This window comes from Thalassococcus sp. BH17M4-6, from assembly GCF_049323015.1.
Taxonomy (GTDB): Bacteria; Pseudomonadota; Alphaproteobacteria; order Rhodobacterales; family Rhodobacteraceae; genus Puniceibacterium.
On sequence record NZ_JBMPGU010000001.1, the window covers coordinates 358,807 to 378,860 of the forward strand.

17 protein-coding genes and 1 tRNA gene are annotated in these 20,054 nt (G+C 65.4%); 4 read left to right on the forward strand and 14 right to left on the reverse strand.

Features of this window, described 5'->3' with window-relative positions:
- Positions 1-36 precede the first annotated feature (36 nt).
- The gene (locus ACOXXX_RS01590) at positions 37-1,281 is read right to left on the reverse strand and encodes a lytic murein transglycosylase (RefSeq protein WP_422824782.1); all 1,245 of its coding nucleotides are present in this window, start codon (positions 1,279-1,281) and stop codon (positions 37-39) included.
- Positions 1,278-1,625, reverse strand: coding sequence for an AAA family ATPase (locus tag ACOXXX_RS01595; protein WP_422824950.1), 348 nt, complete (start codon positions 1,623-1,625; stop codon positions 1,278-1,280). Before ACOXXX_RS01595 ends, ACOXXX_RS01590 begins: the two co-directional genes overlap by 4 nt.
- A 331-nt stretch (positions 1,626-1,956) precedes the next feature.
- Here ACOXXX_RS01595 and ACOXXX_RS01600 point away from each other — a divergent pair, with 331 nt between their 5' ends.
- On the forward strand, positions 1,957-2,247 hold the full coding sequence (locus ACOXXX_RS01600; RefSeq protein WP_422824783.1) for a hypothetical protein: 291 nt from the start codon (positions 1,957-1,959) through the stop codon (positions 2,245-2,247).
- A gap of 436 nt (positions 2,248-2,683) precedes the next feature.
- Here the strand turns inward: ACOXXX_RS01600 and ACOXXX_RS01605 are convergent.
- Together ACOXXX_RS01605 and ACOXXX_RS01610 are read right to left on the reverse strand one after the other, a co-directional pair.
- Positions 2,684-2,758: transfer RNA gene (locus tag ACOXXX_RS01605), tRNA-Asn, on the reverse strand.
- Positions 2,759-2,838: 80 nt separating this feature from the next.
- The gene (locus tag ACOXXX_RS01610; RefSeq protein WP_422824784.1) at positions 2,839-3,753 is read right to left on the reverse strand and encodes an MBL fold metallo-hydrolase; all 915 of its coding nucleotides are present in this window, start codon (positions 3,751-3,753) and stop codon (positions 2,839-2,841) included.
- A 48-nt stretch (positions 3,754-3,801) separates the two neighbouring features.
- Here ACOXXX_RS01610 and ACOXXX_RS01615 point away from each other — a divergent pair, with 48 nt between their 5' ends.
- From ACOXXX_RS01615 to ACOXXX_RS01625, 3 genes are all read left to right on the forward strand, one after another.
- The gene (locus tag ACOXXX_RS01615) at positions 3,802-5,094 is read left to right on the forward strand and encodes an ATP-binding protein (RefSeq protein WP_422824785.1); all 1,293 of its coding nucleotides are present in this window, start codon (positions 3,802-3,804) and stop codon (positions 5,092-5,094) included.
- A gap of 444 nt (positions 5,095-5,538) precedes the next feature.
- Entirely contained in the window at positions 5,539-5,826 is a 288-nt protein-coding gene (locus ACOXXX_RS01620) for a hypothetical protein (RefSeq protein WP_422824786.1), read from the forward strand.
- Between the two features lie 158 nt (positions 5,827-5,984).
- Positions 5,985-6,452, forward strand: a complete 468-nt coding sequence (locus ACOXXX_RS01625) for an acyl-CoA thioesterase (RefSeq protein WP_422824787.1) — start codon at positions 5,985-5,987, stop codon at positions 6,450-6,452.
- Here the strand turns inward: ACOXXX_RS01625 and ACOXXX_RS01630 are convergent.
- The 10 genes from ACOXXX_RS01630 to miaA form a co-directional block, all read right to left on the reverse strand.
- The gene (locus ACOXXX_RS01630) at positions 6,426-8,639 is read right to left on the reverse strand and encodes a PAS-domain containing protein (protein ID WP_422824788.1); all 2,214 of its coding nucleotides are present in this window, start codon (positions 8,637-8,639) and stop codon (positions 6,426-6,428) included. The two genes, ACOXXX_RS01625 and ACOXXX_RS01630, sit on opposite strands and share 27 nt — an antisense overlap.
- A 4-nt stretch (positions 8,640-8,643) precedes the next feature.
- On the reverse strand, positions 8,644-9,825 hold the full coding sequence (locus ACOXXX_RS01635) for an FIST N-terminal domain-containing protein (protein ID WP_422824789.1): 1,182 nt from the start codon (positions 9,823-9,825) through the stop codon (positions 8,644-8,646).
- A 54-nt stretch (positions 9,826-9,879) separates the two neighbouring features.
- Complete coding sequence (locus ACOXXX_RS01640; protein WP_422824790.1) at positions 9,880-10,575, reverse strand: response regulator; 696 nt, start codon at positions 10,573-10,575, stop codon at positions 9,880-9,882.
- 232 nt (positions 10,576-10,807) lie between these two features.
- Positions 10,808-11,596 (reverse strand): peptidoglycan-binding protein, encoded by a 789-nt coding sequence (locus ACOXXX_RS01645; protein ID WP_422824791.1) that lies wholly within the window; start codon positions 11,594-11,596, stop codon positions 10,808-10,810.
- Positions 11,597-11,736: 140 nt separating this feature from the next.
- A complete protein-coding gene (locus ACOXXX_RS01650; RefSeq protein ID WP_422824792.1) occupies positions 11,737-13,821 on the reverse strand; it encodes a dipeptide ABC transporter ATP-binding protein in 2,085 nt (694 codons plus the stop codon).
- Between the two features lie 148 nt (positions 13,822-13,969).
- On the reverse strand, positions 13,970-15,163 hold the full coding sequence (locus tag ACOXXX_RS01655) for an ABC transporter permease (protein WP_422824793.1): 1,194 nt from the start codon (positions 15,161-15,163) through the stop codon (positions 13,970-13,972).
- An 11-nt stretch (positions 15,164-15,174) separates the two neighbouring features.
- Positions 15,175-16,221 (reverse strand): ABC transporter permease, encoded by a 1,047-nt coding sequence (locus ACOXXX_RS01660; RefSeq protein ID WP_422824794.1) that lies wholly within the window; start codon positions 16,219-16,221, stop codon positions 15,175-15,177.
- A gap of 108 nt (positions 16,222-16,329) precedes the next feature.
- On the reverse strand, positions 16,330-18,000 hold the full coding sequence (locus ACOXXX_RS01665) for an ABC transporter substrate-binding protein (protein WP_422824795.1): 1,671 nt from the start codon (positions 17,998-18,000) through the stop codon (positions 16,330-16,332).
- Between the two features lie 257 nt (positions 18,001-18,257).
- Positions 18,258-19,115 (reverse strand): helix-turn-helix transcriptional regulator, encoded by an 858-nt coding sequence (locus ACOXXX_RS01670; protein WP_422824796.1) that lies wholly within the window; start codon positions 19,113-19,115, stop codon positions 18,258-18,260.
- Positions 19,112-19,999 carry a tRNA (adenosine(37)-N6)-dimethylallyltransferase MiaA gene (miaA, locus tag ACOXXX_RS01675; RefSeq protein ID WP_422824797.1) on the reverse strand — a complete coding sequence of 296 codons (888 nt, stop codon included), beginning with the start codon at positions 19,997-19,999 and terminating at the stop codon, positions 19,112-19,114. Before miaA ends, ACOXXX_RS01670 begins: the two co-directional genes overlap by 4 nt.
- Positions 20,000-20,054: the final 55 nt, after the last annotated feature.

Genomic DNA, 20,054 nt, shown 5'->3' on the forward strand with positions numbered 1-20,054 from the left:
TTCGCGAAAAAGATGCGCGTCAAGCGTGTGCTTCGCTCACCCCAGCCGCAGCAGCAGATCGCGCGACGGCTCTCCGGTCGGGGGCAGGCCGATGCTGGACTGGTAGGCGCGGATCGCCTCTTCGGATTTGGGACCGATCACGCCGTCGGTGCCGCCGGTATCGAACCCGCGCGCGGTCAGCCGTTCCTGCAGCTTGCGCCGGTCGTCGATCGTCAGGCCGAACCGGTCGGGCGGGAAATCGCTGCGCAGCGGCGCGCCGCCCGCGATGCGGTCCGACAGGTAGCCCACGCCGATGCCGTAGTTTTCCGAGTTGTTGTAGCGCAGGATCACGTCGAAGTTGCGGAACGCCAGGAAGGCCGGGCCGCTTGCTCCTGCTGGCAGAAGCAGCGCCGCGGGCCCGTGGTCGGGCAGGGCACCGCCGCCCGCGCGCTGCACGCCCAGAGACGACCACGCGCCGACGCTGCGCCGCCGTCCGCGCCCCGCGACGCCGGTGTCGAACCCGCCGGGCAACCGCACCTCAAGCCCCCAGGGCGCGCCGCGCCGCCAGCCCGAGGCCGAGAGGTACGCGGCGGCCGAGGCCAGCCCGTCGGTTGGATCCTCGGACCAGATGTCGCGCCGTCCATCGCCGCGAAAATCCACCGCATGGGCCTGATAGGTGGTCGGGATGAACTGCGTATGCCCCATCGCCCCGGCCCAGCTGCCCACCAGCCCCGGGGCCGAGACATCGCCGTTCTGCAGGATCCGCAGAGCCGCGACCAACTGCTTTTCAAAGAAATCGCCGCGCCGCCCGTCGAAGGCCAGGGTCGAGGTGGCCGAGATCACCGAAATGTCGCCGCGCCGCGCGCCGTAGTTGCTTTCCATACCCCAGACGGCGGCCACGACGTGGGAGGGCACGCCATAGCGCGCCTCGATCTGTGACAGCAGCGCGCGGTTGCGGGCGAATTCGGACCGTCCGGTGGCAACCTTGTCGGGCGATGCGACGATGGCCAGGTAATCCTGCAACGAGCGTTTGAATTCGGTCTGGTTGCGGTCCCGCCTGACCACGCCGGGCAGAAAGCCCGCGCCCCGGAACCCGGCATCCAGCGTCGCGCCGCTGATGCCGCGCGCCTGCGCCCGGGCCCGAAAGCCCGCCACCCAGGCGTCATAGGCGGCATTGGGCTGCGGCTGCAGCTCGGGGTCGCGCGCGCTGCTGCGCGACGGTGCCAGCGACGGGCCCGCACCGCAGCCCGCAAGCAAGGCGGCGGTGGCGGTAAATGTGATCCAGCGACGTGTGACATTCATGGGTCTGCTCCCTCTGTCAGTCTGTTTTCCGACAGACTGAGGCTTCCGTCCCGTGGGCGCAAGGTCGAAACGCCTTGGATCGGGCGCCTGTCAGCAGTCGGTCGAGAGGCACTGGCGTTTCGCCCGGAACTGGCGTCGTGGAGCGCGCGGAGGGCGTCACCTTGATGCCCATGGCATTGACATTCGGCATATGACGTCGGCGCGAGCGGAATGTCGGCACTGCCCGCAAGTGCGCTCGCGAGCAGGGTCTTGCCGGTGTCGGGCGGGCCGGAAAGACAGAGCGAACTCGAGACCTCTGACCGGTTCAGGCACCCCGACCGCCATGCCCCGAGGCCGGCGAGCACGCCGTCCAGGTCCTCGCGCAACGAAGCGGGCAACGCGAAGGTGTCGAGGACCGGGCCCGAGGCGGGCTTGCGGCGCTCGACCGATCGGGAAAGCCGCTCGGCAACCTCGAGGGTGTTTTCGACGTCGAACGCATGTTCGCGGAGGGGGGCGGCAGGCTTGCCAGCTTGTCGCCACTCGGGAGTCGGGCCCGCAGCGCGTCCTCCGCGATCTCGCCGGTGACCGAACGCGTCGCGCGTAGCAGCTCCACAACGTCATGCCGGACATTAAGGCATTGCGCCGGGCGCTTCACTCAGCGCGGCTAGGGCGTCCATTCTGGGCGTCTATGGCGTGTTGCCGTCGCTGCTGGAAGATACCACCACAGGGCCGCTTGTGAGCGAGGCTCAGCGGCATCTGGCGCAATGGGCTTTGCAGCCTGTGGCGGCGCTGATCGCACAAGAGGCGACAGAGAAGTTAGGCGAGACTGTCACGCTGGACGTCATGCGACCGTTGCAAGCCTTTGACGCTGGTGGGCGGGCTAGGGAAATGGGTCAGATCGTCGAAGCGTTGGCGCTTGCGAAAGAGGCTGGCGTTGATCCTGACGTAGCTGCGCGGCTAATCAATTTTGCGCCTCAGATCGACTAGGCATTACCTTTAGCTAATGGCCTCAGTCCTTAATGGCTCCAGCGGCCCCAGTAACCCCGCCCGGTTTTGTAAACAGTTTTCCGGGCGGGCGTTATTTTATGAGGGCGTGATCACGATATATAGCTTCTCCCGCGAGGGGTTCTGTCTGATCTCTTGGTCCAAAATTTGACCAATGGTGGCGTCTTCTCCGGCTCTGATACAGTAGTGCATGTCAGCCACGAGATTGGATAGAGCAGCGTCGTCAAAATACTGCACTGTAAAATCACGATCATAGTCCGCCAATGTGTTTCCTTCCATACAGTTGGTAACCACTACCTGACGTATTGAAGCTGTGCATTTCAACGAACTTGGGTAAATTTTCTTTGCGGACAGTCGCTGAGTGTTACCCCAAAGAAAAAGGGCCTAGCGGCATCATGCGCTAAGCCCTTGAATTCTTTGGCTCCGGCGGTAGGGATCGAACCTACGACCAATTGATTAACAGTCAACTGCTCTACCGCTGAGCTACGCCGGAACACGTGGGGCGATATAGCAAGGGTGTCTGGGGGCGTCCAGAGGGTTTTGTCATAAAAGCGTAGATAAAGCTGCCAGTTCTCAACGCAGGGAAAAGCGCGCCTCGGCGGTCAGGGGGTCGACGCAGCTCACGCGGTTTTTCGTCATGAGATCAATGAGGTGCGCTAGGACGTTGCGGCCGGCGGCAGGCAGCATGCGCGCATCGATATCGGTGTAGACGCGGGCCGCGAGCTCGGGCGCGCGGGCGGGGCCGTCCTGCAGCGCCGCGAGGATCGCGGTTTCGCGCGCCTCGCGATGGGTCATGAGCCAGTCGAGCCGCGCGGCTGGATCGGCGACGGGGGCGCCGTGACCGGGGTAGAGCACCGACCAGCGGCGGCTTTGCAGACGGCAGCAGGAGGCCATGAAATCGGTCAGGTCGCCATCGGGCGGTGACACCAGAGAACTCGCCCAGCCCATCACGTGATCGCCGCAGAAAAGCGCATCCCCCCAGGCCAGGCTGATGTGGTTGCCGATATGCCCCGGCGTGTGCAGCACCTCGAGCGTCCAGCCGTCGCCCTGCACCATGTCACCGTCGGTTACCGCCGCATCGGGCGCAAAGGCTGCGTCGATGCCTTCGCCGCCGCCGACCGTGCCCGAGGCTGCGAGCCGCTGCATCACCGCGCTGCGGCCGGCCTCTGCGCTGCCGAAGGCCAGCACCGGCGCGCCGGTTGCCGCGGCCAGCGGACGGGACAGCGGAGAATGGTCGAGATGTGCGTGGGTCACGAGGATGTGGCTGATGCGCTGCCTGGGCCCGACAGCCTCCAGGATCGCCTGCAGATGCGAGGAGTTGTCGGGGCCGGGGTCGATCACCGCGAGCCCCTGCGTCCCGAGCAGGTAGGTGTTGGTGCCGCGAAAGGTCATCGGCGACGGGTTGGGCGCCAGCACCCGGCGCAGACCGGGCGCCAGCGTTTCGGCCAGGCCGGGCACGGGGCGAAAATGCGGGTCCGGATCGGTCACGTGCGTTTCTCCATGGTGCCGGGGGCGGGCATTGGCTAGCCTTAGCGCATGTTGTTCCAATGGCTCAAACGCTATATGCCGCGCGGCCTTTACGGGCGCGCCGCGCTGATCCTGATCCTGCCGGTGGTGACGCTGCAACTCGTGGTGTCGGTGGTGTTCATCCAGCGCCATTTCGAAGGCGTGAGCCGCCAGATGAGCCGCGAGGTCGCGCGCGATGTGAACCTGGTGCTGAACACGCTGGCCACGCCGCAGTCGGAGGCCATCCGCCAGCAGCTTGCAGTCGATGTGACGGCGGCGGAGCCGGGCGCCGTTCCGGCTCAGGATCAGCGCCGCTGGTACGATTTTTCCGGGATCGTCGTCACCCGCACCCTGCAGCGCGACCTGCCGGGGCTGCGCCGCGTGCTGCTGCCGGACGATACCGACGTGATCCTTTTTGTCGAACGCGACGGCCTCTGGCAGGTGCGGTTCGCCCGGCGGCGGGTGTCGGCGTCGAATCCGCATCAGCTCTTGGTCAACATGGTGGTCTTCGGCGGGCTGATGACGGCGGTCGCCTTCATCTATCTGCGCAACCAGCTGCGCCCGATCACCCGGCTGGCGGACGCGGCCGAGGCGTTCGGGCGGGGGCGGCACGAACCCTACAGCCCTGCGGGCGCGGTCGAGGTGCGCGCGGCGGGCCACGCCTTTCTGGACATGCGCGCGCGGATCGAACGGCAGATCGAACAGCGCACGCTGATGCTGTCGGGGGTCAGCCATGACATGCGCACGCCGCTGACCCGTCTGCGGCTGGGCCTGTCGATGCTGGACGATGCCGACAGCGCCGGGCTTGAGCGGGACGTCGATGACCTCCAGCGGCTTCTGGATGCCTTCCTAGATTTCGCGCGCGGCAATGCCGAGGCGGGAGAGCCGGAGAGCACGGATCCGGTGGCGTTGGTGGCCGAGATCGTCAGCGACGCGCAGCGAGGCGGGGCGCAGGTGCGATTCGATCCGCCGCCCGCGACCGCGCAGATGATGCTGCGCCCGATGGCGCTGCGCCGCGCGGTCGAGAACCTGATCGGCAACGCCGTGCGCTACGGGACGCAGGCCGAGGTGTCGGTGCAGATCACCGACAAGTCCCTGCGCATTCGGGTCGAGGATGACGGCCCCGGCATTCCCGAGGCGCAGCGCGAGGAGGCGCTGCGCCCCTTCGTGCGACTGGATCCCGCACGCAACCAGGACAAGGGGTCGGGCGTGGGGCTGGGCCTGGCCATAGCCGCCGATATCGCGCGGGGCCACGGCGGGGTCCTGCGCCTGGGCAAGGCCGACCTTGGCGGCTTGCGCGCGGACATCGTGATTGCGCGCTAATGCGTGATGCGATTGTCTTGAACCGACCTTGATCGGCCGTATGAGCCAAGCACCCGGCGCGGAATCAAGGCCGAAGGCCGCCGCGCCCCCACGCGGCTGCGATTTGGCTGAGCTTGGTGCCCAGCGGGGGTGGTGTACGGAGGCGACCGGCATAAAGCGCGGAGCGGAAGGACCAGATCGCAGCCGCGCGCGACTGCAATGGCGCGGCTCCTCGCGCGGTTGCGCAAGGTCCGTTTCAGCAAGGTCTTGCACTGTTCAATCTGTCGGCATCGCGCGCTAGTTCCGTCGCGGCGAGACCCGCGCAATTTCGCTAAAATTCATGCAAAGCTCCGCAGATCCGCCGCAATTCATCCCTGTCCCTGCCAGCCGCACAGGCTTTGTTGCACGGGCTTGGCAGCGCGCGCTTTGGGCTTGCGTTGCTTACCGTAGTTCAGGAGACACACCATGCTCAGATCAGCACTTCCTCTCATTCTTGCCACCGTTGCGGCGACCGCGGCGCAGGCGGATATCCAGGGCTTTGCCACCGGCCTGTCCCGCGATGGCGGCGATACGCAGCTTTGGAATGCCGCGGCCCCCGCGGCGGGCTTTCAGGGGGAATATTACACGACCCCCGACAACTGCACCTACAGGCGCACGCAGGCGCCGGGCTATCCGGCGCAGTGGTACCTTGTGCAAAACCCGCATCACATCGGCCGCCCGACGGCGCACCGGGGCTGTCGCGGCACCCTGTGACCCACGACGCCGAATGCGGGGCACCCCGCATCCGGCATACGACCAAAGTCGTAGATAAATTGTAAACGGCGATCTTTTCTTGCGCGGTCACCGAGATACTTTTTCCAGCCGAACGCCGCTAAAAAAGGCGGCAGCGGAGGAACGGGGACCGGGCACGCATGGCTGCCTACAAGTATATCAACGAGGTGGGCCTGGCCCACTGCGACGCGGCCGGGATCGTGTTTCTGCCGCGCTATTACGAAATGATCCACGCCGTCATCGAAAACTGGTTCGAAGAGGCGCTGGACTGGCCGATGGGGCAGATGCTGGGCAGTGATCGCCTGGCGGTGCCCTTGGTCGATGTCGCAACATCCTTTCCATCGGCGAGTCGTCTGGGCGACCGGCTGACCTGGCGGCTGGTGGTGACCGGGATCGGCAAATCGTCCATGTCGCTCAGGATCACCGCGCAATGTGACGGCGATCTGCGGGTCGATTGCACTGCAACGCTGGTCCTGTCCGAGGTCGGAGTGATGCGCACGCGGCGCTGGCCCGATGCGATCCGTGCGGGGGCCGAGGAGTTCCTGTCGGCGGCCTCGGGCCATTCGGCGCCAGAACCGGCCTCAGCCGCGCAGGGCAAGACGGGCTGACCCGTCAAGGAACCGGCCCAGTTTGTGCCGGTCCAGCGGTTTGGCCAGCAGCTCCAGCCCCAGAGCCTTGCATATATCGCGCAGGTCCGGCGACCGATCGGCGGTGATGATCGCACAGGGCAGGGGGCCCATGTCGGCCACAATGCGTTCGTAAAGCTGTGTGCCCGAAAGCCCCGCGCCCAGCTGGTAGTCCAGCAATAGCGCGTCGGGGCTGATTTCCAGATCGCGCAGCAGCTCCAGCGCCGAGTCTGCGTCTTCCGCCTCGATCACGTTGACGCCCCAGCTTTCCACCAGCACGGTGATGGCCCGGCGCAGTTGCGGGTCGTTCTCGACCAGCAGCACGATCAGCCCCAGATGCGCCAGCCCGACCGGTCGGGCGCTGCGATTGCGCTTGGCGCGCTGCGGTTCTGCGCCATCGGCGATCGGCACGTTGACCATGAAACACGACCCCCGTCCGGGTTCGGACCACAGACCCAGCGGATGGCCCAGCCGCGCACAGGCGCGTTCGACGATGGCCAGGCCAAGGCCCAGGCCGTCGTTGCTGCTGGCCTTGCTGTCGAGGCGCTTGAACTCTTCGAAGATCAGGCCCTGATCCGCCTCGGCGATGCCGGGGCCAGTGTCCCAGACCTCGATCCGGGCCGACTCGCCCTTGCGGCGCGCGCCCACGACGACCCGACCGCTGTCGGTATAACGGATCGCGTTGGCCATCAGGTTCTGCACCACCCGGCGCAGATAGGCTGGATCGGAGTCCACCGTCAGCGAACTGTCCAGCAGCCGCAGTTCCAGCCCTTTGCGGGCGGCCAGCACCTCCATCTCGTCGCGCAGCGGTCCGAAAATTTCGCGTAAGGCCACGGCCCGGATGTCGAAACTCAGCCCGTCGGATTCCAGTTTCGAGATGTCCAGCAGCGCGTCGATCAGCTGTTCGGCGCTGGTCAGGGCGCTTTCGGCCTTGCCCAGCACCTGCGTGTCGCGGGCGTCCTGCGAGGTGTCGATCAGCGACGAGATAAAGAGCTTGGCCGCCGACAGCGGCTGCAACAGGTCGTGCGACGCCGCCGCCACGAAGCGCGAGCGCGAGGCGTTGGCCCGTTCCGCCGCACTCAGCGCATCCTCAAGCTCCAGCGTGCGCTCCATCACCCGCTGTTCGAGGATCTCGTTCAGGTCCGACAGCTTTTGCGCCGCTTCGCGTTCATCGGTCACATCGGTGCAGGAGATCACAAAGCCCTGATCGGGCATCCCGCGCCCGAAAATCTGCAAGGTGCGGCTGTCGGCGCGGCGCACCTCGAACGACACCGGCTGGCGCGGCCCCTGCGCGCGGGCCCAGTCGCGAAAGCCCGACCGGTCAAGGCCGCGGGTGAATTCGAAATCGTCGTCAAGCTGCGCCCACAGAACGTCGAAGGATGCACCCAGATGCAGCCGCCGCGCGGGGATCGACAAAAGCGCGCCCAGCTTCTGGTTCCAGCCCACCAGCCGGGCGTTTTCGTCAAAGATGCAGACCCCCTGGTTAAGGTGGTCCAGCGTCGCGCGGATCATCCGCGCCTGCTTGTCCTTGAGCTTGGCGCGTTCCTGTCGTTCCAGCCGGATGATGTCGGTCACGTCGGTCTGCAGCACCACCGTGCCGCCGTTGGCGGTGCGGTGTTCGCTGACCTGGATCCAGCGGTCCTGAACCAGTTGCACGTTGAACATCACCCGCCGGTCGCGGTGACGCTGAATGCGCCGCCGGGTCCAGCTTTCGGGCGTTTCCCCGTCGGGTAGGGCCAGAAACCGGCTGCGGCTGATCCGGGTCACGTAATCTTCGAAGGCGAGGCCGGGGCGCAGATCGTGCACGGTGTCGCGGAAATCGCGGCAGAAGCGCGAATTGCACATCACCAGCACGTCACCGCCATCGAAAAGCGCAAAGCCTTCGGACACGGTTTCGATGGCATCGGCAAGGTTGCGCCGCGCGGCCTCGGTTTCCTCGTTGGCGCGGGCCAGCTGCGCGTTGGATTCGTGCAGTAGGTCGAGCGTGCGTTCCAGTTCCAGCGTGCGTTCCCGAACCCGCTTTTCCAGAAGTGCGGCGCGTTCAAACTGGGCATAGGCGGCACCGGACTGGGCGGTGTCGTATTCCACCCGCTTCATCAGCGCCTCGGCGATGGTCTGCAGCTTGGCGTTCTGCTCTTCGACGCTGTCGGCAGGGTTGATCAGCGACATGTGGCTAAGCCTCGTCCTCGTCGGCGGCATAGATCGCCACGCCGGTCAGGGTCTGATTGACATGCAGCGCGCCGATCTGTTCGCCGTAGGTGGAAAAGCCGATGACGTTGTGGTCGCGCAATAGCCGCGACACCTCGCGCGTCTGCTGGCGCTGGCCGACCTCGATCCGCCTCAGGATGCAGTCGCAGCCCAGGATCTGCTGCGGCGCGCCACCCTTGCCCAGATCGCTGAGCGCGCGTTCCAGATGACTGGCGATGTCCTGATGCTCCGCCAGCGTCAGAACCATGCCTTCGTTGATCGCCGAAAAGAACACCAGATCGCCCGCTTCGGTGACCTGCCGGATGGCGCGGACATGGTGGCTGTCGCCAAGGCGCACGACGACCGGATGCGCGGCAAAGGTGAAGGGATCGAGCTGGTTGGGGTCCTTGCCCAGCAGCCGGGCGTATTCCACCCCCGCCGGGGCGGCGTTGATTTCCTGCACCAGACGGTTTTCGATATCCGCGCGGGTCACCACCATGCGCCGGTCGGTCGGCACCAGATGATCGAGGCTGAACACCCGGACCCGGCAGCGGCTGCGCACCAGCGCCAAGAGCGCCGCGTTCTGCAGCACCTCTCCGTTCCGCGACAGCCACGTCTGCCGGAACGCCGTGCCGTCCCCGGCCGACCCCCCGAAAAGCGGCATCGGCCCCAGCCCCGCGGCCAGCATCGCGGTCAGATGCTCTTCGCGCATGGACAGGCCATCGACCATCAGGAAGGCGAATTCCGATGTCATGTCGCCCGCCCGGCGCGACAGGTCCAGCCGGTGCTGGATCAGATCGTCGATCACCGTCTTTTCGTCCAGCGCATCGAGCGCCTCGATGGCGTAGGTGCGCACCGCAAACAGCTCGGACGGATAGGCCACCGCGATGATCTGGCCGTCCTCGTACCCGTCGCGGCCCAATTCGCCCGCCGTGGTGCAGGCCAGCACGTCGGCCGCGCCAAAACGCCCCATCGCCGCGCGGGTCAGGGCGTGGAAATCCGCTTCGGGTGTCACGAAAAGACAGACCGTTTCGAACGGTCCGTCACCCAGTGCCGCGCAGATCGCCTCCAGCGGGGCCGGATGATCATGCGCCACCTGCGCCGTGCGCAAGGCGCGCGGGCCGGTCGTCTCCTCCTCCCGAGCGGAGCTTTGAATCGCTCCGTCCACCTGTGTCATCCCCGTTGTTATGCCGTCGTCGGATGGCCCCCGACGATACGCCCGTCATTCGGCGGTTGGCAAGACCTTGGCAAAGCGCGCTTCCTGCGCGATCAGCACCGCCTGGGTGCGGCTGTGCACGCCCAGCTTGCGCATGATCGCGGTCACATGCGCCTTGACGGTGGTTTCGGCGATGGACAGGTCAAAGGCGATCTGCTTGTTGAGCTTGCCTTCGCAGATCAGCGCCAGGATGCGCGCCTGCTGGTTGGTCAGGCTTGCCAGCCGCCCTAGCGCATCGCCGGGGCCATTCTCGGCCTCGTCGCCGCGCGGGTCGATATAGCCGTCGGGCACGAAGGCCTGCCCGCCGCCGACCGCCTCGAGCGCGCGCCGAAAGACCGAGCGTTGCGAATGCTTGGGCACGAACCCGTCGGCCCCGGCCTTGAGAGCATGGCTGATCATCCGGTTGTCGGCCATGCTGGATGCGATGAGGATCGCCGCATGCGGCGCGGCGGTGCGCAACCGCACCAGCCCGTCAAGGCCGTTGACATCCGGCAGGTTGAGGTCAAGCACGATAAGCCCGATGCGCGGATCGTCCTCCATCACCTCGAGCGCCTTTTCCAGTGTCCCCGCGGTGCGGATCTCTGCGAAATCCGAGATCGATTGCAGTGTCAGGGTCAGGGCGTCGCAAAACAGCGGATGGTCATCCACCACCAGCGCCGAGGCGAGGGCGCTGTCCTGGGGGCGTTTGGCAGGGTCGTTCATCGGGCGGGTCCTTGATCAGCATGCGTAGCCTAGCGCGCTTGCGCCGCGCGGTCTCTTGCCGAAAGGTCTTAGTCAATCGGCAGACCATTTAAATGATAAGCGTAGCGCCGACATCTTCAGCCTGCCAGACGCCTGATCGCCGCCTGCAACTCCTGATCGGTCAACGGACCAACAGACCCCGGATGTCCCACCAGGTCGGCGCGGGCCGCCATCTTGTTATCCAAGAACCTCTTCACCCCTCAAGCGCGCCCCAGGTCTGCGCGCCGACGATGCCGTCGACCGTCAGCCCGTTGCGCGCCTGGAATTGGCGCACCGCGAATTCGGTGGCGGGGCCAAAGTCCGAATCGATGGAGATCGGAAAGCCCTTGGCCACCAGCCCCCGCTGCAGCCGTTCGACCACGTCGCCGAACGACCCTCGGCGGATCACCGGCAGGCTGCTGGTCTGTTGGCTGGCAAGGATGATGCCCATCCGCCGCGACAGCGCGGTCTTGGCCTTGCGATAAAAATTGCGCCGATCCTCCAGCCCGTTGCGCCCGCCGTTGACCCGGCGCGTCACCTCGATCAGGTCGTCGTCATCACAGGGGTCGTTGATCTTGCGATCTTTCCAGTATTCGCAGGCGATCCGCAACGAGGTCAGCGGCTCTCCCGCGACCTCGGGATCGTCCTCGAGCGGCAGGTTCAGCTTGCCGCCGATCCGGCGATAGTTGGCGCGGCCGGTCAACTGGATCAACCCGCGCCCCTTGTAGCGCTTGCCGTCACCGCGATGGATATTGCCCAGATCCTCGCGTCCCTCGTAGGCGGCGCCGCTGGCGAATTCCTCTGTGGTCCGGAACCCTGCGCATTCATGTGTGACCTGGCCCATGAAATGCGCGATGCGCAGCCGGGTGTTAATGTCATAGCTGTCCAGAACGCTGGTCAGATGGTCGCCGATGGCGGCCACGATTTCGGCCTGGCGCTGTGCCTTTGCACCGGAAAACCGCGGCGCGATTTCGAGCACGAAGGCTCCGTCGATCGGAATCATGTCTTTTCTCCAAAATGGGTGCCGGGGCCGGGGGCCCGCGGCGGCTCAAATACAGGAGAAACAGTACCTCAAAACCGGGTTTCAAACAAGGATCACGGGTGCGCGGGCCGCCCGGTACACAACCGCAGGTCTGCCGCGGCCTATTCGGCGGCGATGGTTATCACCGGTTCCATTTCGGCGAATTTGGCGTCCGACAGGTGACATTTGACCTGATGGCCATCCGCCAGCACCCGCACCGGCGGGACCTCTGTTTCGCACAGGTTGCCTGGTACCTGGCTTTTCCAGCGGCAGCGGGTCTGGAACGGGCAGCCGGGCGGCGGGTTCATGGCGGACGGTATGTCGCCCTCGAGCACGATGTGCTTTTTCTGGACCGAGGTATCGGCGATGGGGACCGCCGACAGCAGCGCCTCGGTATAGGGATGATAGGGCGGGGCAAAGACCTGGTCGGTGGTGCCCAGTTCGACCACGTGGCCCAGGTACATGACCATCACCCGGTCGCTGAGGTAGCGCACGATGGAAAGGTCGTGGCTGATGAACAGCAGCGTCGTCTTGTGTTCGCGCTGGATCTCCATCAGCAGATCGGTCACCGCGGCCTGCACGGACACGTCGAGTGCCGACACCGGTTCATCCGCCACCACGATGCGTGCATCGCCCGCAAAGGCCCGTGCGATACCGACGCGCTGCTTTTGCCCGCCCGACAGCTGGCGCGGCATCCGGTCGGCGAATTCGCGCGGCAGCTTGACCAGGTCCAGCAAGTTCAGCATGCGTTCGCGCCGTTCGGCCTCATTGTTGCCGATGCCAAAGATTTCCAGCGCGCGGATGATCTGACGGCCCACGGTCATCGACGGGTTGAGCGTGTCGAACGGGTTCTGAAACACCATCTGCACTTCGGAAATGGTCTTGGTGTCGCGCTTTTCGATCGGCGTCGATTCAATGTTGCGGTTGTCGAGCAGGATTTGCCCGTCTGTCGCGGTCTCGAGCCCCATGAGCACCTTGGCAAAGGTCGACTTGCCGCAGCCCGACTCGCCCACGATGGCCAGCGTCTCGCTCTCGCGGGCCTCGAAGCTCAGCGTTTCGTTGGCCTTGACGACCTTGGTTTCGCCCGACTTGCCGAACAGCGCATTTGCGCTGACCTCGTAGTATTTCTTGAGGTCCTGCATGCGCAGAACCACGTTGCCGATCTGGCCCTTTTCCTTGGTGATGGCATCGGCGGGCGGCGCGTTCCAGTCGATCTCCTCGAACCGCAGACAGCGGGTTTCGTGCCGGTCGTTGCCTTTCACCGGCTTCATGCGGATGGTGCCCTTGTCGCAGCGCCCGGCCTCGAAATAATCGCAGCGCGGGCCGAAGTTGCAGCCCGGCGGGCGTTCGTGGGGCAGGGGGAAGTTGCCGGGGATCGCCACCAGCGGGCGGGCGTTCTTGTCCGCCCCGGGCAGCGGGATCGACCGGAACAGCGCTTGGGTATAGGGGTGCTGCATCTCGTCAAACACATCCGCGATGGACCCGCGCTCCACCGCCTCGCCGGAATACATCACACACAGCCGGTCACAGGTTTCCAGCACCAGGCCGAGGTTGTGGCTGATGAAAAGCATCGAGGTGCCGTATTTGCGGCCCAGATCCTTCACCAGTTCGACGATCGACGCCTCCACCGTCACGTCAAGCGCCGTCGTCGGCTCATCGAGGATCAGCAGCGCCGGTTCCGACATCAGCGCCATGGCGATGACGATGCGCTGCTGCTGGCCGCCCGACAGCTGATGCGGATAGGCGTCCAGAATGCGCTTGGGGTCGGGAAGTTTCACGTCCGTGACGACCTGCAGGGCGCGGTCATAGGCCTCTTTCTCCGACGCGCCCTGGTGGATCATCGGCACTTCCATCAGTTGCTTGCCGATCTTCATCGCCGGATTGAGCGAGGCCATCGGCTCCTGATAGATCATCGCGATTTCCGAGCCGCGGATCTGGCGCAGTTCCTCCTGGCTCATCGCGCCCAGATCGCGGCCCTTGAACTTGATCGTGCCGTTGACGATGCGGCCGTTCTTGCCCAGGTCCTGCATCACGCCCAGCGCCACTGTGGATTTGCCGCAGCCCGACTCGCCCACCAGACCTACCGCCTCGCCCGGCATCACCTTGACGGAAAAATCCATCACCGCCGGAATTTCCCGCAGCCGCGTGAAGAACGAGATCGACAAGAGATCGATTTCAAGGATCGGTCCGTCGTAGCTGTCTTTCATCACTCGTTTCTCCTTCGGGAACGGTGCGCCGCGCCCTTGCCTCTCTGGTGCCGAATACCTTGGGGGGGCGCCCCTAAAGCTTCTGGCGGTTTATTTGCGCCCCTGAGGGGCGACGTGGCAAAGCCCCCATTTCATTGGCCCCCGCTTGTCAATCCCGCAAGGATTCCTCGCGCAGCCCGTCCGCCAGCAGGTTCAGCCCCAGCACCAGGCTCAGCAGCGACAGGGCGGGCACGATGGCAGGATGCAGGTAGATCGACAAAAGCTTGCGCCCGTCGTTGATCGTGCTGCCCCAGTCGGGGCTTTCCGGCGGCAAGCCCAGCCCGAAAAAGCCGAGCGTGCCCAGCAGGATCGTCGTGTAGCCGATGCGCAGACAGAAATCGACGATGAGCGGGCCGCGCGCGTTGGGCAGGATCTCCCACAGCATGATGTACCACGGTCCTTCGCCCCGGGTCTGGGCGGCGGCCACGTAATCGCGGGTCTTGATGTCGAGCGCGAGGCCCCGGACGATCCGGAACACCGTGGGCGAGTTGACGAAGACCACCGACACGAACACCACCAAGATCCCTGACGGCACGTCGAAAAGATCGGCGAACCCCGGGATCACATGCACCTTGGACCCAACCTCGGAAATCAGCGACAGGTAGAGCCAGCCCAGAAGCCCCAGCACGCCGATCATCAGAGGGGTGCGCAGGCTGGGCTGGGTGTGAAAGCGCGAATTCAGCAGGATGGTGACAAAGATCAGCGGGAAGACGAAGAGGAACGTCGCCATGTAGTTGGGAATGCCGGTGGCGATGATTTCGGGCGTGACCAGCAGGTAGAACAACAGGATCACCGGGAAGGCTAGGATCAGGTTCGCCAGGAACGACAGCAGCGTGTCGAGCTTGCCGCCGTAGTAGCCGGCGGGCAGGCCCAGCGTGATCCCGACCATGAAGGCAAAGAGCGTTGCCAGGGGCGCGATCTGCACCACCACCCAAGAGCCCTTGATCATCCGGCTGAAGACGTCGCGCGCCAGGTTGTCGCCGCCCAGCAGGTAATAGGGGTAGGTGCCCTCTTCGGCGCCCGACACCGGAAAGCCCGGCGGCTTGTTCTTCATCGCTGGGATCTGCGCCAGCGCGTCATGGGTGACGATCATGTTCATCGCGCCGAAGACGCCGGTGAACACCCAGAACATCACCAGCGCAAAACCGATCATGCCGATGGTGCTGTCGAAAAGCTTGCCGTAAAGGCCCAGGCGACGCTTGAAGATCAGCGACACCGCAAAGGTCAGGACCAGCGCGACCCAGACGGGGGTGAATTGTAAGAACATGCGGCCCAAGATCTCGGCCCAGCTGAGCGGTTCCATGGTCAGACTCCTCAGGACACAGAGATGCGGGGGTTGAGATAGACATAGCCCACGTCAGACAGAAGCTGCGTGACCAGCACTACGATCACCGACACCACCGACACGCCCAGCAAAAGCTCGATGTCGTTGTTGCCCGCGGCCTGTACAAGCGTCCAGCCAAAGCCCTTGTAGTTGAACAGCGTCTCGACGATGACGACGCCGTTCAGCAGCCAGGGAAACTGCAGCATGATCACCGTGAAAGGTGCGATTAGCGCGTTGCGCAGCGCGTGTTTCATCACGATGTTGGGAAAGCTCACGCCCTTGAGCCGCGCGGTGCGGATGTACTGCGCCGTCATCACTTCGGCCATGGAGGCGCGGGTCATCCGGGCGATGTAGCCCATGCCGTAAAGCGCGATGGTCAGCACCGGCAGAAAGAAGTTTTCAAAGTTGGCCCCGTCCATGGCGCTGGCCGCGGTGCCCTTGAACCACTTGAGCCCCACGGCGCTGGACGAAAAGACCGCGATCAGGATGACCCCCGACACGTACTCGGGCGTCGCGGTTGTGGTGATCGCCACCGTCGACAGCGCCCTGTCGGTGCGCGACCCTTCGCGCATCCCCGCCAGAACGCCCAAAATGAGCGCCGATGGCACCATCAGCACCATCACCCAGAACATCAGCTTCCCGGTCAGCGCCAGCCGCGTGGCGACGATGCTGCCCACCGTGTCCTTGAAGACCGTGGAATAGCCCCAGTGGCCCTGCAGGATGCCGCAAAACGTGCTCGCCGTGTCGGCAGGCGCGCCCGGTTCGGCACAGCGCGCTCGGGTTTCGCCATCGGACCCGGTGATCACCCAGCCCGGCGCCACCCCGAGCCATTGCGCGTATTTCAGCGGCATGGGCTGCAAGTAGCCGCGATTGCCCAGCCATGTCGCCACCTGTTCGTCGGACATCCGGAAGTTGCCTTCGGATTTCGCCAGTTTTTCAAGGTTGGGATAGAGGTTCGTCAGGAAAAAGACGATGAATGTCAGCGCCAGCGCGGTGAGGATCATCACCCACAGCCGTCTTAGAATGAACAGTCCCATCGTCTTCCCCCGGTCGATCTGTGGCCGCGGGGTTTGCCCCCGTCGTCATGCGCGTTGCCAAGGCGCAAAAGGGGCCACCACAGGCGGCCCCTTGCTCAGCGTCGTGGATCAGGCGGCAAAGCCCAGCTTGTAGACGTGGATTTCAAAGCTGGGGTGCATTTCCGCCCCGATCACGCCCGGTGCCGAATGGCGGTAGAGCGAGCGCCAGTAGGGTTGGATGATCACCGCGTCGTCCTGCATGATCTTCTCGATCTCGGCCATGACCTCGCGCCGGGCATCCGCATCGGCGATGGACATCGCGGCGTTCAGCTTGGCATCGAACTCGGGGTTGGCATAGCCCGCCTCGTTCCACGCCTCGCCCGACCGGTAGGCCAGCGCCAGAACCTGCACACCCAGCGGGCGGTGGTTCCATTCGGTGATCGACAGCGGGTATTTCGCCCAGTCGTTCCAGAAGGTCGACCCCGGCAGGACGGTGCGGCGCACGTTGATGCCCGCGTCGCGCATCATTGCCGCGGCGGCGTCACCGGTATTCTTGGTAAAGCCGTCGTCCAGCGTGATGAGCTCGTGCTCGAAATCGGCCATCCCGGCCTCTTCCAGCAGCGGCATCGACCCATCGGGGTTGACCTCGGTGCCGCCGATGTCGGCGTATTCGGGATGCACCGGTGCGACGTGGTGGTTGTCGGCGACAACGCCCAGCCCGGCATAGCCCAGCTCCAGGCAGACCGCATTGTCGACGGCCATCTGCAGCGCCTTGCGGACCTTGACGTCGGCATAGGGCGGTTTGTCCCCCACGGCGGTCTGCTGGTTGAAGCGCAGCACCACGGTGGCGCCGGTCACGACCTCGGACTTTTCCCAGCCGATGGCATCGCCGATCTCGATGAATTCGTTGACGTTCTGGTAGAGCATGTCGACTTCTTCGGATTCGACAGCGGCGATCCAGGCCGAGGGATCGGTGCCGTAGTCGATGAATTCGATGCGGTCGAGATAGGCGCCGCCGATGCCTTCGGCTTCGGCCCCCCACCAGGTGTGGTCGGTGTTCTTGACCAGAACGCCCTTGACCCCCACTTCGAGCGACTCAGGCAGGTAGGGGCCGGTTCCGACGGGGTTTTCCAGCATCGCATCGGGATTGTGCGAGCTGTGCACCACGGCGGCCGGATAATCGGCCATGCCCACGACGATGGAAATGTCCGGCGCGGGCAGCGCGATCTTCACGGTCATGTCGTCGACCTTGGTCACCGCGCCGTCGATCAGCTTGTTGGTGTCGGCGTCGATCAGCGTCGCCATGCGCCCGGCCATGGAGTTGCCTTCCACGTCCTTGTCGCACCAGTAGCCGAACATCCGCACCACGTCATCTGCGTTGAACGGGTCACCGTTGTTCCAGGTGACGCCGGGACGGACGTTCAGGGTGATTTCCGTTGCGTCGTCATTGGTGTCCCAGGATTCGATCAGCATGCCGCGCAGGCTGCCGTCCCGGTTGTATTCCACCATGTATTCCAGCCAGCCGCGGGTAAAGTTCGAGATCTGCGTCCAGTCCATGGTGCGCGGGTCCTTGACCGCGCGCACTTCCTGCTGGATGCGCAGCGTGCCGCCCGTCTGGGCATGTGCCGCGGCGTCCGCCGGGGAGCCAAGCCCGCCCAGCGCATAGGCGGTGGCGGCCGTCACACCCAGAGCGGTGACGCGCGTCAGAAATTCACGCCGGTCGATCTGACCGTCGCGCAGTTCGCGCGCATACATCTCTGCGGCGGGGTGGACCCGCCCGGTGGTGGTTGGTTGCGTCATCTTCTTCTCCCTGTGACACGATTTTTGTTCTTGGGTCTTTTCACGTCGCATTTCGGGCCGGTGGTCCGGTCTCTGTCAGCATGTGTGCCCTTGTCGCGGTGCATTCGGCACCAGTTTCCAAGCTGCGTCAACGGCTGGTTTCGTCGTTTTGGCACAAGAAAACGACATGTGGATCATTCAAATACGACATCTTCGCCGCCGCAAGGGTCAACTTGGCCTGTCACACGTGAACGTGTGCAGCCATGGGCGGGCCGTCGTCACGATCCGCCTTGCGGCGCCCGCTCGAGCGCGGCGCGGCGCAGGGCCGACGGGGTCTGGCCGGTGCGTGTCTGGATGAACCGGGTGAAATAGGCAGCACTTTGAAATCCAAGCGATTTGGCGATGTCCTGGATCGCGGGCCGGGGCCGAGACAGCAGGCTGCGCGCCTCGTAAAGGCGGCGTTCGGTCAGGATGTCCCCGGCGGTGCGCCCGCAGGCGGCGCGGCAGGCGCGGCTGAGATGCGTGGGCGTCACATCAAGGGCTTCGGCATAATCGGCCATCGGACGGTCGCTGCGGAAATCCCGCACGACCATATGCGCAAAGCGGTGTACCAGCCGGTGCGCCGCGGTTTCCTTGAGCACGTCACCGGTGCCGGCCTGCTGCTGGCGTTGCAGCCACACGGCGACCAGACCCAGATAGCCCTGCAGCGCCTCCTGCATCAGCGGGCGGGCGCTGGAAATCTCGCGCTGCATCGCCTCGATATGGCCGGTGAGTTCGGCCTGCGCCAGCCCGTCGCGGATGCGCAGGTGCTGCGGCGCGTCGGGCAGGCCCTTGCGCACGGCAGGCGGGCTGTGGACCACCTGCGCCAGGCCCTGCGGCCCCAGGTCCAGCGCAAACAGCGTGCCCGCTGGCAGATACAATGCGTTATGCGTGCCGATGCCGCGCCGCACGCCATCGACGATGACCCGGCCCTGGCCGCGGGTGACCCAGATCAGCAGGTCGCGCGGTCGGTCGTGCAGCAGGGTCAGGCGCCAGGGCGCGCCGCGCGCGAACTGCGGCAGGGTCTGGCAGCCGATGTCGCGCAGGTCCGCGTTGATCGGCCCGGGCCGCTGCAGAAAGGCGGGCTTGCCGTTCATGCCGCCGCTCCGTCCGGGGTCAGGGTCTGCCACTGCGTCATCCGGGCACGAAACCACGTGCGCTGACGCTTGGCAAATTGCCGGGTGGCGATGGTTGCGCGGATCCTTGCCTCGTCAAGGCTCAGGTGCCCCTGAAGATGCGCGATCATTTCGGGCGCGCCGATGGCCTTGGACGACGGAAGATCGGGCGACCAGTCGGGCAGGTGGGCGCGGGCCTCGTCCAGCGCGCCATCGGCAAGCATGCGGTCGAACCGGCGCTCGATGCGCGGTGTCAGCCAGTCCTTTGGGGCATCGACAACAAAGGCGTGACACTCCGCCAGCGGCAGGCGCGGCGGCGGAGTGCTGTCCTGCCAGTCCGCCAGCCCGCGCCCGGTGGCGCGCTGCACCTCATACGCGCGCTGCACGCGCATCGGGTTGCGGGTGTCGATCCGGCCCCGCGTCACGGCGTCGATCGTCGCCAGCAGGCCGGGCAGGCCATCCGCTTGAAGGATCGCCTCGGCCTCGGCCCGCACGGCCGCGGGGATGGGGGGAATATCGGCGAGCCCCTCGGTCAGGGCGGTGAAGTAAAGCCCGGTGCCGCCGACGATGATCGGCCGTTCGTCCCCGGTCAGCAGCGGCTCCAGATCGCGCAGCCAGTGGCCGACGGAATAGGCCGTGGTGCCCGGTACATGCCCGTAAAGCGCGTGCGGCGCCTGCGCCTCGTCCTGCGGCGACGGGCGGGCGGTCAGAACCCGCCAGGTGTCGAAAACCTGGATCGCATCGGCATTGACGATCACGCCGCCCTGACGTTCGGCAATCCGCAGCGCCAGCGCCGATTTGCCCGAGGCGGTCGGCCCCGCGATCAGCACCGGGCGCGCGGGATCGATGTCCGAAAGCGCGATCATCGGAATGCTGCCCCTTTCAGCCTTTGGTTGCGAAGCGGCGGCCCACCGGCCCCTG